9 protein-coding genes are annotated in these 13,399 nt (G+C 40.2%); 8 read left to right on the top strand and 1 reads right to left on the bottom strand.

Annotated elements, in window-relative coordinates; genetic code table 11:
- Window positions 1-487 precede the first annotated feature (487 nt).
- The 6 genes from CWC30_RS05100 (at window position 488) to CWC30_RS05070 (ending at window position 8,748) form a co-directional block, all read left to right on the top strand.
- Window positions 488-2,074, top strand: coding sequence for an ABC-F family ATPase (locus CWC30_RS05100; RefSeq protein WP_138626610.1), 1,587 nt, complete (start codon window positions 488-490; stop codon window positions 2,072-2,074).
- A 153-nt stretch (window positions 2,075-2,227) separates the two neighbouring features.
- Window positions 2,228-2,710 carry a 5-(carboxyamino)imidazole ribonucleotide mutase gene (purE, locus tag CWC30_RS05095; RefSeq protein ID WP_036982714.1) on the top strand — a complete coding sequence of 161 codons (483 nt, stop codon included), beginning with the start codon at window positions 2,228-2,230 and terminating at the stop codon, window positions 2,708-2,710.
- Window positions 2,711-2,712: 2 nt separating this feature from the next.
- Window positions 2,713-3,855, top strand: coding sequence for a 5-(carboxyamino)imidazole ribonucleotide synthase (locus CWC30_RS05090; protein WP_138626599.1), 1,143 nt, complete (start codon window positions 2,713-2,715; stop codon window positions 3,853-3,855).
- Window positions 3,856-4,042: 187 nt separating this feature from the next.
- A complete protein-coding gene (locus tag CWC30_RS05080) occupies window positions 4,043-4,972 on the top strand; it encodes a YeiH family protein (RefSeq protein ID WP_138626598.1) in 930 nt (309 codons plus the stop codon).
- Window positions 4,972-6,141 carry an endonuclease/exonuclease/phosphatase family protein gene (locus CWC30_RS05075; protein WP_138626597.1) on the top strand — a complete coding sequence of 390 codons (1,170 nt, stop codon included), beginning with the start codon at window positions 4,972-4,974 and terminating at the stop codon, window positions 6,139-6,141. Before CWC30_RS05080 ends, CWC30_RS05075 begins: the two co-directional genes overlap by 1 nt.
- A 105-nt stretch (window positions 6,142-6,246) precedes the next feature.
- Complete coding sequence (locus tag CWC30_RS05070) at window positions 6,247-8,748, top strand: S9 family peptidase (protein WP_138626596.1); 2,502 nt, start codon at window positions 6,247-6,249, stop codon at window positions 8,746-8,748.
- 38 nt (window positions 8,749-8,786) lie between these two features.
- Here CWC30_RS05070 and rrtA read toward each other — a convergent pair whose 3' ends face one another.
- Complete coding sequence (gene rrtA / locus CWC30_RS05065) at window positions 8,787-9,380, bottom strand: rhombosortase (protein ID WP_138626595.1); 594 nt, start codon at window positions 9,378-9,380, stop codon at window positions 8,787-8,789.
- Window positions 9,381-9,477: 97 nt separating this feature from the next.
- On the opposite strand from rrtA, the gene ggt reads away from it, so the two are divergent.
- Complete coding sequence (gene ggt / locus CWC30_RS05060; RefSeq protein WP_138626594.1) at window positions 9,478-11,226, top strand: gamma-glutamyltransferase; 1,749 nt, start codon at window positions 9,478-9,480, stop codon at window positions 11,224-11,226.
- A gap of 400 nt (window positions 11,227-11,626) precedes the next feature.
- Entirely contained in the window at window positions 11,627-13,321 is a 1,695-nt protein-coding gene (locus CWC30_RS05055; RefSeq protein ID WP_036982701.1) for an NAD-dependent malic enzyme, read from the top strand.
- The last annotated feature ends 78 nt before the right edge of the window (window positions 13,322-13,399 follow it).

Raw genomic sequence — 13,399 nt, 5'->3', positions numbered from 1 at the left:
AGTTAATGCTGTTTTTATTTTGTAGCCGTATAAACTGCCATTTAATTTTGGAATAAGATATTAGGCTTAAATGCAGGAGAGGGAGTGTTGAATTTTTTTCATAGTTGCGTCTGTCGGCATGGGTAGAGCTGAAACTCTAAAACTATAAAACTATAAAAAAAATTAGTATAGCCGTATTAATTGTTAATAAAAGTAAAATGCGACTAAGTCGCCTGTTAACGCGATTAAATAATTTATAAAGGGTTTGATGCTAGTTGTTTTTTTTATTAAACATTTTTTACTGCATTAATGGTACAATAATGAGTTTTACTCACCTTTTAAGCACATTTTCTCGCCCAGTACTTTGGCTATTTAATTGCTTTTATAGTTAATAAACAGCCACCGTTTACTTTGAGTTTGGTGCTATAAACTTTCATAGAAAAAAACGGTGATTTGGTTTAAACTGCGCGCAATTTAAATACTTCAGTCTCCCTTGGAGGGTAGCGCTATTATTAGTACAGCTAACATCACCATGCAATTTGGTGCTAAACCGTTATTTGAAAATATCTCAGCTAAATTTGGCGAATCAAACCGTTATGGTTTAATTGGTGCTAATGGTTGTGGTAAGTCGACCTTTATGAAAATCCTTAGTGGTGAATTAGAACCATCTTCGGGTAACGTAAGTACTGATCCAAATGAGCGCGTTGCTAAACTAAACCAAGATCAATTCGCCTACGAAGAATATTCTGTTATTGATACCGTGATTATGGGTCATAAAGAATTGTGGGATATTAAACAAGAACGTGACCGTATATATAGCCTACCTGAAATGAGTGAAGAAGACGGCATGAAAGTAGCCGATCTTGAAACTGAATTTGCTGAAATGGACGGTTACTCGGCTGAATCTAAAGCGGGTGAGTTACTATTAGGTGTGGGTATTGCTAAAGAGCAGCACTACGGACCTATGTCAGAAATTGCACCAGGTTTTAAACTTCGTGTGCTTCTAGCTCAAGTTTTGTTTTCAGACCCTGATATCATGCTGCTCGATGAGCCTACCAATAACTTGGACATTTATACAATTAAGTGGCTTGAAGATGTATTGAATCAACGTGACTGTACCATGATCATCATCTCGCATGACCGTCACTTTTTAAATTCGGTATGTACGCACATGGCCGATATTGACTACGGTGAACTACGTATTTACCCGGGTAACTACGATGAATACATGTTTGCAGCTACTCAAGCACGCGAACGTTTATTAAGTGAAAACGCGAAAAAGAAAAGCCAAATAGCAGAGCTTCAACAATTTGTATCGCGCTTTTCTGCCAACGCGTCAAAGGCAAAGCAAGCCACTTCACGTGCAAAACGAATTGATAAAATTCAATTAGACGAAGTAAAAGCGTCGTCACGTCAGTCGCCATTTATTCGTTTTGAACAAGAAAAGCAGTTATTCCGTAACGCGCTTGAAATGACCAGCTTATCGCAAGGCTTTGAAGAAACTTTATTCTCAGGATTAGAAGGCCTAGTTGAAGTAGGTGAGCGCATTGCTATTATTGGTGAAAATGGTGTGGGTAAAACAACATTATTAAACACTTTAGCAGGACGTTTAGCGCCTAAAAGCGGTGAGTTTAAATGGTCTGAAAATGCAAACATTGGCTACTATGCACAAGATCATGCCGATGAGTTTGAAAAAGACATGAATTTGTTTGAGTGGATGGAGCAATGGCAACAAGAGGGCGACGATGAGCAAGTAGTGCGTAGCTTCTTAGGTCGTATGTTGTTTTCACAAAACGATATAAAAAAATCAGTAAAAGTAATATCTGGTGGTGAGCAAGGTCGTATGTTATTTGGTAAAATTATGATGCATAAACCAAATATTTTACTTATGGATGAGCCAACCAACCACATGGATATGGAGTCAATTGAAGCACTTAACTTAGCGCTTGAAGCGTATGAAGGTACCTTGATGTTTGTGTCACACGACCGTCAGTTTGTATCATCAGTTGCCACTCGTATTTGGGAAATTAAAGACGGTAAAGTTATCGACTTTAGAGGTAACTACTCAGAATATTTAGCGAGTAAAGAAGCTTAATTGCTGATTGTTTCGCTGTTTAAAAAAAGCCATGTTTAACATGGCTTTTTTATTGTCTGCTGGTCGCATTAGTGCAGCATTTAAGTATATAATACCCGCCATAAAACCGGACATAAGTCCGCTATTTTTAAAATACATTACTGAGGAGTATTTATGACTGTTGGCATTATTATGGGTTCTAAATCAGATTGGCCAACCATGGAACACGCCGCCCTTATGCTAGAAAAATTTGGCATTGAGTATGAAACTAAAGTGGTTTCTGCGCACCGCACTCCTCAATTACTTGCCGATTACGCAAGTTCAGCCGCAGAACGCGGTATTAAAGTTATTATTGCAGGCGCAGGTGGCGCGGCGCACTTACCGGGAATGGCGGCAGCGTTTACATCTCTGCCAGTTTTAGGCGTACCTGTTAAATCTAAAGCGCTAAACGGTGTAGACTCTCTGTTATCTATTTGCCAAATGCCAAAAGGTGTTGCGGTAGGTACTCTTGCTATTGGTGAGCCCGGTGCTGCAAACGCAGGTTTATTAGCGGCACAAATTTTAGGATGTCAAAATCCAGAAATATTCGCAAAAATCGAAGCGTTCCGTAAAGAACAAACTAAGACTGTTTTAGCTAACCCAAATCCTGCAGAGTGAACATGAATATTTTAATTTTAGGGGCAGGGCAGCTAGCACGAATGATGAGCTTAGCTGGTGCACCGCTTAATTTAAATGTGGTTGCTTATGATGTAGGCAGCAAAAAGATTGTGCATCCGCTTACAAACGAAGTGTATCCAACAACGCTCGAACAGGCGATAGAAAACGCTGATGCTATTACGGCCGAGTTTGAACATATTCCAGATGATGTACTTACACAGTGTTGTAATAGCAATAAGTTTTATCCGGGCAAACAAGCCATTAAAACCGGTGGCGACCGTGCGCTTGAAAAAGCGCTTCTCGATAAAACCGCTGTTGCATTCGCGCCATATCAGTTAATTACAGAAAAAGCGCATCTTGAACTCGCGGTTCAAACACTTGGTAAGCCATTAGTCATTAAAACATGCCAAGCGGGTTACGATGGTAAAGGCCAATGGCGTTTAAAATCAGACGATCAAATTGAACAGATTTGGGCTGAAATGGCTGATTTTATTGCATCAGGCACTGAGCACGCTCCGCACACCATAATTGCAGAAAAAATGATCCCTTTTGATCGTGAAGTATCTATTATTGGCGCGCGCGACAAAGAGGGTAACGTTGCAATCTATCCACTTACTGAAAACCAACATACCAATGGTGTATTAACGCTTTCACTAGCCGGTAAAGATAATAGTTTAGTCGAGAGTCAAGCAACCTCAGCATTTACCCGAATTGCAAATGAGCTTAATTATGTAGGTGTACTGGCCATAGAGTTTTTTGATGTACAGGGTACGTTATTAGTTAACGAAATTGCGCCGCGAGTTCATAACTCAGGCCATTGGACGCAACAAGGTGCTCATTGCTCGCAATTTGAAAACCATATGCGCGCTGTAGCCGGCCTACCTTTAGGTAGTACGCAAATTAAGCAGCCTACTGCTATGATAAATGTATTAGGCCAACCACAAATCCCTATTGATGTGTTAAAAACAGCAGATGTAACCAGCCATTGGTACGGTAAAAGTGTAAAACCAGGTCGCAAAATGGGCCACATTAATGTATCTGCTGATAATTTACAGCAATTAGGTGAACGCCTTGGTGAACTCGCAATGTGTTTGCCAGAGCAAGATTACCCCGGTGTATTAGCTACCAGCAAATCGCTATTATAAGTTAAAAAACAAAGCGATAAATTGAACTTAACTTCAATTTATCGCTTTACCTTCTAAAGGTTCTTTTCAATGATCCACCCAAAGTTTTGTATTATTGTTTGTGCCTTTTGTATTGCCTTTCCAACGGTTATATTTGTTGCCCCCGTTGTCCATAAACTGACTAATAAACTCATTCGCGCTTAACGTTATGATTATCGCTAAATTACATAAACCTGTATTTATAATATTACTGGCCTTGTGTATCACTCCATTTATTGGCGCTGGTAGTGCCTTGGTTATGGGGGCGTTATTTGCGATTACCTTGGGTAACCCGTTTGTTGAGTTATCACAAAAGGCCAGTAAATGGATGCTAAAGTTAGCAGTTGTGGGATTGGGGTTTGCTGTTGATTTTAATCAGGTAATTGAGGTTGGTCGCAGCTCTTTAGTGTTAACAATTGTCAGTATTACTGCCATAATTGGGCTTGGCGAAATTTTAACTCAAGTGTTTAAACTTAATCGTAACACAGGCGTGTTAATTTCCTTTGGAACCGCTATTTGTGGTGGTAGCGCTATTGCGGCCATGGCACCGGTTATAAAAGCCAAAGATCATGAAGTGGCTGTGGCGCTGGTTATCGTATTTTTACTCAATGGTGTAGGGTTATTATTATTCCCTGCAATTGGGCATTATTTTGAACTAACCCAAGAGCAGTTTGGATTGTGGGCTGCACTTGCAATTCATGATACCAGTAGCGTGGTAGGTGCATCGGCTACTTATGGTGCAGTGGCACTGAGCATAGCAACAACAGTGAAGCTTACTCGTGCTATGTGGATTATTCCATATACTACGCTTGCGGGTGTGTTTATGCGCTCAGATGAAAAGGCGAGTATTCCATTATTTATTGTAGGCTTCTTATTAGCCGCATTAATTAATACCTATGTGCCGTCGCTTTCATTTTATTGGGAGTTGATAAACATTGCAGCGAAGCAAATACTAGTGATGACATTGTTTTTAATAGGCAGTGGTTTGTCATTATCGGTACTAAAGCAAGCGGGAATTAAACCGTTTTTAATGGCTGTGATTCTTTGGATCGTGGTTAGCTGTGTTATTTTATTATTAATCATAGATGGATTCATATAATGAGACATGATCTCGGTATTAAAATTATTGGTGGCTTTTTATTGTTACTGGTTTCAGCAAGCTATGTTCACGCAGAGTCATTACGGGTCGCAACGTTTAATGTCAGTATGGATGCAACCAATTACACCGCTAAAAATGAAAAAGTAAAAAGCGATGCCTTAGTTAACGCGCTGCGCTCTGACCACCAGCAAATTAAAAATATTGCTGAAATAATTCAACGCGTTCGTCCAGATGTCGTGCTTTTAAATGAATTCGACTACGTCCCTAAATCACAAGGGATCGAATACTTTAAAACCCATTACTTAAATGTAGGGCAAAATGATCAAGCGGCTATCGATTACCCTTATGTTTACATTGCACCAGTTAACACAGGCTTAGCAACTGAGTTTGACTTGGACAATAACGGCAAAAAAACCGGTGTAATGGGTGATGCACAGGGCTTTGGTTTTTTTGAAGGCCATTACGCAATGGCGTTTTTATCTCGCTACCCGATTGATTTTGACAACATCAGAACTCTGCAAACATTTAAGCACAAAGATTTACCGAATGTGAAAATGCCGGTAGACCCAAAAAACAATACAAATTGGTATAACGAAGAAGAATGGAATGCTTTACGTTTAAGCTCTAAATCGTTTTGGGATATACCGGTAAAAGTAAATGATAAAGTCGTTCACATGTTAGCCTCGCATCCTACGCCTCCTGTGTTTGATGGAGATGAAGACAGAAACGGCATTCGTAACCATGATGAAATTAGATTAATTGCCGATTACGTTAATAACGAAAGTTACCTGTATGACGATAACGGTAAAAAGGGTGGGCTTGCAGCAAAATCGCGCTTTGTGATTTTAGGTGACCTAAATGCCGCCCCTGAGGGCGATAAAAAGCGCACAAATACAACAGATCAGTTACTTAAAAGCCCGATGATTAATGCCGGTTTTATTCCAACCAGTGAGGGCGCTAAAGAGCAATACCCACAAGCTTATGCTAAAAATTACACTGCTAATTGGCAAGCACGCGTTGATTATGTTCTGCCTTCAATTTATGGACTAACCATTAAAGATGGTGGCGTATTTTGGCCGAAAAAACAAAGCGAATTGTACCGTTTAATCAAAGATAGAAACGCATCAAGTGACCACCGTATGGTATGGCTTGATTTAACGGTTGAATAAACGGGTTACTCACCCCGATATCAGCGTTGTTTATCTTAAATAATTGCAATTATAAAGGTGCTTCTGCTTAAATACGGTTAATTATAATAACCGTCAAGAAGCACTATGATTTTTAAATTTTCATCTTCTAAAACACTTGTTGCAATGGCTGTTGCGTCAAGTGTTATGTTAGCGGGCTGTACAGCAACCGCCACAACTTCTAATGACTCAGCTATTCAAACAAATACCAAGGTTGCAAGTGTTGTTAACACACCTGCAGACATAGGTGTCTCAAAAATTACGCTTGAACAAGCGATGGCTCACCCTGATTGGATTGGACGTCAACCGCAAGGTGCATTTTGGAGTGCTGACTCAAGTACTGTTATTTACGCGCGAAAACAACAAGGTAGTGAGCTAAGAGATTTATTCACTCAAGCTGTAAACGCTCAAACAGCAGAGCAAGTGGCTTTAAATCAGCTTCACAGCGTAGGCTCAAGTAAAGCTGTTTTTTCTAACGATAAATCACTTCAAGCTTATGTGTTTGAAGGCAACATATTTATTAAAAACGTACAGTCAGGCGTAATTAAGCAAATTACGCAAAGCTCAGCCACCGAGTCAAAGCCACAATTTTTAAACGATGGTAACTTAGCGTATCGCCAAGGTAATATCTTTTTTAAAGTAGATTTAACCACAGGTTTAACCCGTGAAATTGCTAATTTAAAACTGGCTGACAAACCACAAGGCGTAAAAGAGCCAACAACTTATATTGCCAAAGAACAACATAAGCTGATTGATTACATTGCACTGCAGCATAAAAACAAACAAGACAAGTATGCGCGAAATGAGCAAGTCAAAACTCAAAATAGCTCAATTGCCAACACGCATTACTATTTAGGCGATGGCAACACGGTTGATGAAGCCCAGCTTTCTCCAAATGGCGACGCGTTAATTGTGGTTGTTCAAGAAAAAAGTTCATGGCGTGGTGAAGGCGACATTATGCCTAACTACATCACTGATGATGCGACTATAGAGCCTAAAAAAGTTCGCCGTCGTGTGGCTGACGCTAAAGAGCAAACTTCTGAAATTATTTATATTAACCTTGCAGATCAAAGCCAAACTACTTTAGGGTTTAATACCTTGCCTGGTTTTGATGAAGATGTACTCGCTGAGATTAAAAAAGAAAACTATGCCCGCGATGGCAAAACGTATAAGTCTAAGAAACAACCGCGTGGCATTAATGTAATTTCAGACTGGGGATGGGATCAATCGCCTATCAGCTGGAACGATGATGGCAGCCAAGTGGCGATTATGCTTGAAGCATGGGATAACAAAGATCGTTGGTTGGCCACCGTTGATTTTGAAAATAACAAACTCGTATCTCAACACCGTTTACATGACGATGCGTGGATTGCGTATGCGTTTAACGACTTTGGTTGGTTAAATGACTCAACCACGCTTTATTATTTATCGGAAGAGTCGGGGTACAGTCAGCTTTATAAAAAACCTTTAAATGGCAAAGCTATAGCTTTAACACAAGGTCAGTTTGAAGTGTCTGACTTAACCCTTACTGATGACAATAGTGCTATTTACTATAAAGCGAATATTGAGCATCCGGGTCTTTACGAAATATACCGCGTTAATCCACAAACAGGTGTTAGTGAGCAAGTAACCGACTTAAACGGTATGACGGATTACACCTTAAGCCCTGATCAATCTAAGTTATTACTTAGACATTCTAAAATCACTATGCCGACTGAACTTTATGTGGCAGAGGCTAAAGCAAACACAACCGCGACTCGTTTAACCAATACGGTATCTGATGCGTTTTTAGCTAAAAAACTCACAGCGCCTAAAATTGTTGCTGTGCCATCAAGTCATACAGATCAGCCCATATACGCCAAAGTCTATTACCCCGCTGATTACCAAGAGGGTGAAACAGGCAAAACCCGCAAAGCGGTTATTTTTAACCACGGTGCAGGGTACTTGCAAAATTCACACATGGGGTGGTCTGGCTACTTCCGTGAATTTATGTTCCATTCATTACTAGCAGATGAAGGTTATGTAGTAATGGATATGGATTACCGCGCATCTAAAGGCTATGGTCGTGATTGGCGAACGGCTATTTATCGCCAAATGGGAACACCTGAAACACAAGATCTAGCCGATGGCGTAAAATGGATGGCGGATAATGCCAATGTTAATACCCAATCGGTAGGGACTTACGGTGGCTCTTATGGTGGGTTTATGACCTTCATGGCGTTATTTACCGCGCCAGACTTGTTTCAATCAGGTGCAGCGCTTCGTCCAGTGACTGATTGGGCTCATTACAACACAGGTTATACGGCTAACATTTTGAATCACCCTGATGTTGACCCGATTGCCTATGAGCGTAGTTCACCTATTTATTATGCAGAAGGGCTTAAAAAGCATTTATTAATAAATGCGCCTATGGTTGATGATAATGTGTTCTTTCAAGATTCAGTACGTTTAGTACAGCGTTTAATAGAACTTGAAAAAGAAAACTTTGAAACAGCAATCTTCCCAGTAGAACCGCATGGTTTTGTTCAGCCTTCGAGCTGGTTAGATGAATACCGTCGAATTTATAAACTGTTTAAAGAAACGCTTTAATCGACTAAAAATAAAAACGCCACTTATGTGGCGTTTTTTTAGCTGTGTTTATTATCGTTTTTGATGTGTTTTACAACCAGCGGCACAGCTAATAAAACCCCACCAATTGCGCCAATTAAATGCGCATCAACGGCCACCGTTGATTGAATAAGTTGACCAATTTCTGCGCTTGGACCATTAACTTGCTCAAGAATAAGCTTTATCCATACGCCAATAAACAAGACATAACCTGATTTTAACCCAACAACGACGTCTTTTATCGCCCCCCACACGATCACGCCATGCAATAGCGCACTCAGCCCTGTATAAATAATGATTGTTGGACAAAACCAATAAACCCCCAAGCCACACCAAAGCGCAAGGAGTGCAACATTAAAGCTGTAATGCTTAGGCGTTGTGTATTCGCCATGAAGCAACCAAATAAGTGCTATACCGGCACAATTTAAACCTAAATGTGCCCAGTTAGCATGCACAAATTGGCTGGTGAATAAACGCCATAGTTGGCCTTGTTCAATTAATGGGCGATTAAACTCAAGCTCATTGTTCATACCAAGCCATGCTAAGAGCGTACTTAATACAATTAAACACAAGGGGGGTAAAACATAACGCGGCTGAAGGGGTAAATTAAGCATTTAATGATCATTTTTTTATATTTATTTTTGCATATTGTGCCTGTTTAACTTTAAGATGCCAATTATCTTCCATGCAATTTAAGTTTAATCAGTAATTATGAATTTTAAGCTCAACTCTTTATTTGCTCTCTCTTTAAGTGCACTGTCTTTCCCTTTATTTGCACAGCAAGCAAGCCAAATTGAAACCCGTGAACCAGAAGCCGCCACAGGGGTAGTACAAAAGCAATTAGTACCTGGCGATAAATACATGGTTGCGGCTGCAAATCCTTATGCCTCACAAGCGGGAAAGGCCATTTTAGCCCAAGGCGGAAGCGCCGTAGATGCCGCAATTGCCACCCAATTAGTGCTTACATTAGTTGAGCCGCAGTCATCAGGCATTGGTGGTGGTACGTTTATGATGTATTACAACAAAGCTAACAATAAACTCACCAGTTTTGATGGTCGCGAAACAGCCCCCAGTAATGCCGATGAAAACCTGTTTTTAAATGAACATGGCAAAGCTGTTAAATGGATTGAAGCAGTTGTAGGTGGTCGTTCTGTGGGTGTACCAGGTATTTTACATGCGTTTGCCAGTGCCCATAAACAATATGGTAATTTGCCATGGGCAACGTTATTTAAGCCAGCTATTGCACTAGCCGAACAAGGGTTTGAAGTATCTCCACGATTACATGGCTTACTCGTTAGGCAGTTAAACCCGGGTGTTATGAGTATGCCGGTGATCAATGAGTATTTTTTCCCCAATGGTGAAGTGATCAAAGTAGGCAGTATTAAAAAAAACCAGCCGCTTGCTAATTTATACAAAGACATTGCCTCACAAGGGATTGATGCTTTTTATAAAGGTGATAATGCAAAAGCCATGGTAAGTGCAGTGCAGAAATCAAAAATTGCCCCGGGTAAATTATCTGTACAAGATCTTGCTAACTACACCAGCAAAGAGCGCGCCCCTGTATGTATTAAATACCGCGTTTACAAAGTGTGCTCAATGGCACCACCTAGTAGTGGCGGTGTAGCGGTGCTACAAATTTTAGGCTTGCTTGAACATAAAGATATGGCCAATATTAAAGCTAATAGCGCAGAGGCTATTCATTACTTTAGCCAAGCATCGCGCATTGCGTTTGCTGATCGAAATAAATACATTGGCGATCCTGATTTTACCCAAGTCCCTACCGAGGAGTTATTAAACAAAGATTACATCGCTACCCGCGCAAAGTTAATTAGCGAAGAAGATAAAAAAGCATTTCCTGGTGATCCAGTTGATTACTTAAGCTACGCAAATGATGACTCTTTTGAACTTCCGTCTACGTCACATGTCTCGATTGTTGATAGCAAAGGCAATGCTGTTTCGATGACCAGCTCTATAGAAATGGCGTTTGGTTCGACGGTCATGGTTAATGGCTTCATTTTAAACAATCAGCTGACTGATTTTTCACTCTCGCCGCGTAAAAATGGCAAGTTAGTGGCTAACAGAGTAGAAGCCCATAAACGTCCGCGCAGCTCAATGTCACCCGTAATGGTATTTAATCAAGATGGGAGCTTACGTTTAGTGGTCGGCTCTCCTGGTGGTAGTCGCATTATTGATTATGTAGCGCAAGTTGTTATTGGCGTTTTAGATTGGAATTTAAACGCGCAACAAGCCATTAATTTACCGCGAACCACTAATCGCAACGACTACACCAGCGTAGAAAAAGGCACTGCACTTGAAGCGGTGGTACCAAAGCTTAAAAAGCGCGGCCATGATGTGCGCGTGATTGACTTAAACTCTGGGCTGCATGCGGTAGAAGTTAAAAATAACCGTTTGTATGGCGCCGCCGATCCTCGCAGGGAAGGGATGGCATTATCGGATTAAAATAATAATAAAGCCTCATTTAAATTCTAAAACATGTATAATCAACAGCAGGTTTGCAGCTAATGTATTACCTGCTGTTATTTATGTAATAGCTTAATAGTTAATGATTATTTGATTGAAAATAGTATGTTAACTAATGTAAAAAATTAGCAAATCTAAAAAATAACTGACACTGTTGTAACCATTGCACACAGCAAACGCTGGTCTAATGCCCGTTTTTAATTTTTATAAATTCACAACAGCCTGCTAACATATTCACCAAATATGAGTGACTTTATACTAAAGTAGCGCTTGTATTTGTAAATTTTCAATGGTCTGACAAGCTTAAATGTCATTGCAATTTAGCCTTTAACAATGATAATGGCAGATCATTACTTAAGATTCAGTAAAGCTTGGAAATATGACTACAAATACCGATCCAAATTATCTTTATATTCCTTATTCTGGCCCAGGCCTAATTGAAACCCCGCTATTGAATAAAGGAAGTGCTTTTAGCCAAAAAGAACGTGAAAACTTTAATCTTGCTGGTTTACTTCCTCCTCGTTACGAAACAATAGAAGAGCAAGTTGAGCGTTGTTACCAACAATACTCAAGTTTTAACGACAACTTAAATAAGCACATTTATTTACGCGCCATTCAAGATAATAACGAAACGCTTTTTTACCGTTTAGTGCGCGATCATATCGAAGAAATGATGCCTATTATCTACACCCCAACAGTAGGTGATGCCTGTGAAAAGTTTTCTGATATTTATCGCAGTGCCCGTGGTTTATTTATTTCGTATGAAGATCGCTTTCACATTGACGATATTTTACGTAATGCCACAAAAGGCAAAGTAAAAGTGATTGTTGTTACCGACGGTGAGCGTATTTTAGGTCTTGGCGACCAAGGTATTGGCGGTATGGGCATTCCAATTGGTAAACTTTCTTTGTATACCGCGTGTGGCGGTATTAGCCCAGCTTATACGTTACCGGTTATGCTCGATGTGGGAACCAATAACGAAAAATTATTAAACGACCCAATGTACATGGGTGCTCGCCATAAACGTATTACACAAGATGAATACGATGAGTTTTTAGACTTATTCATTAAAGCAGTAAAACGTCGCTGGCCAAATGTGTTATTGCAGTTTGAAGATTTTGCTCAGCCTAATGCAATGCCATTATTAAAGCGTTACCGCAACGAAATTTGTAGTTTTAATGATGATATTCAAGGAACTGCATCGGTCACTGTGGGCTCTTTATTAGCAGCATGTCGTGTTAAAGGTGCTAAATTATCAACTCAAAAAGTTGTTTTTGTAGGCGCAGGCTCTGCAGGCTGTGGTATTGCTGAACAAATCGTTAGCACTATGGTTGCTGAGGGTATTAGTGAAGCACAGGCACGTAGCCAAGTCTTTATGGTTGACCGTTTTGGCTTATTAACAGATGGTATGCAAGGCTTACGTGACTTTCAACAAATGCTTGCACAACCAACTAGCTGCTTAGCTGATTGGATCTACAGCGGTGAATACGCGTCGTTATTAGATGTAATGCATTGTGCTGAACCAGATATTTTAATTGGTGTATCAGGCCAACCTGGCTTATTTACCGAACAAGTCATTCGCGCTATGCATGCTAAATGTGAATCGCCAATTATTTTCCCGTTAAGTAATCCATCTAAGCAAGTTGAAGCGTATCCAGAAGATGTAATTAAATGGACCGATGGCAAAGCAATTGTTGCAACAGGCAGCCCATTCGACCCAGTTGTTTATAACGGTGTGACTTACCCAATTCCACAATGTAATAATAGTTACATATTCCCAGGTATTGGCTTAGGTGTTATTGCCGCCAAAGCAACCCGCATTACCGATGCGATGCTAATAATGTCGAGCGAAATGTTAGCTGAGTCGTCACCTTTAGCTAATACAGGTAAAGGCAGCTTACTACCGGCACTGACTGAAATTGAAACGCTTAGTAAACGTATTGCGTTTGCAGTGGCTAAAAAAGCAATTGAAGAGGGCGTAGCCCTTGAAATTTCAGACGATGCGCTGTGGGCAGCCATCGACAAAAACTACTGGTTACCAAAATACCGTAACTACAAGCGTTGCAGCATTTAATTACAGTAGAGATTAAAAAAAACAGGCTTTTGCCTGTTTTTTTATGCTTGTTCATCTTTAATTAACCGCATAAGGTGT

It is taken from the genome of Pseudoalteromonas sp. S4741 (assembly GCF_005886135.1).
Lineage (GTDB): Bacteria > Pseudomonadota > Gammaproteobacteria > Enterobacterales > Alteromonadaceae > Pseudoalteromonas > Pseudoalteromonas tetraodonis.
This window is presented reverse-complemented; position numbering and strand designations above follow the sequence as displayed.

Coding starts and splice junctions, on each gene's coding strand:
- CWC30_RS05075 (WP_138626597.1), top strand. CDS start 4,972: ATGAGACATGATCTCGGTATTAAAATTATTGGTGGCTTTTTATTGTTA.
- ggt (WP_138626594.1), top strand. CDS start 9,478: ATGAATTTTAAGCTCAACTCTTTATTTGCTCTCTCTTTAAGTGCACTG.
- purE (WP_036982714.1), top strand. CDS start 2,228: ATGACTGTTGGCATTATTATGGGTTCTAAATCAGATTGGCCAACCATG.
- CWC30_RS05055 (WP_036982701.1), top strand. CDS start 11,627: ATGACTACAAATACCGATCCAAATTATCTTTATATTCCTTATTCTGGC.
- CWC30_RS05070 (WP_138626596.1), top strand. CDS start 6,247: ATGATTTTTAAATTTTCATCTTCTAAAACACTTGTTGCAATGGCTGTT.
- CWC30_RS05080 (WP_138626598.1), top strand. CDS start 4,043: ATGATTATCGCTAAATTACATAAACCTGTATTTATAATATTACTGGCC.
- CWC30_RS05090 (WP_138626599.1), top strand. CDS start 2,713: ATGAATATTTTAATTTTAGGGGCAGGGCAGCTAGCACGAATGATGAGC.
- rrtA (WP_138626595.1), bottom strand. CDS start 9,380: ATGCTTAATTTACCCCTTCAGCCGCGTTATGTTTTACCCCCCTTGTGT.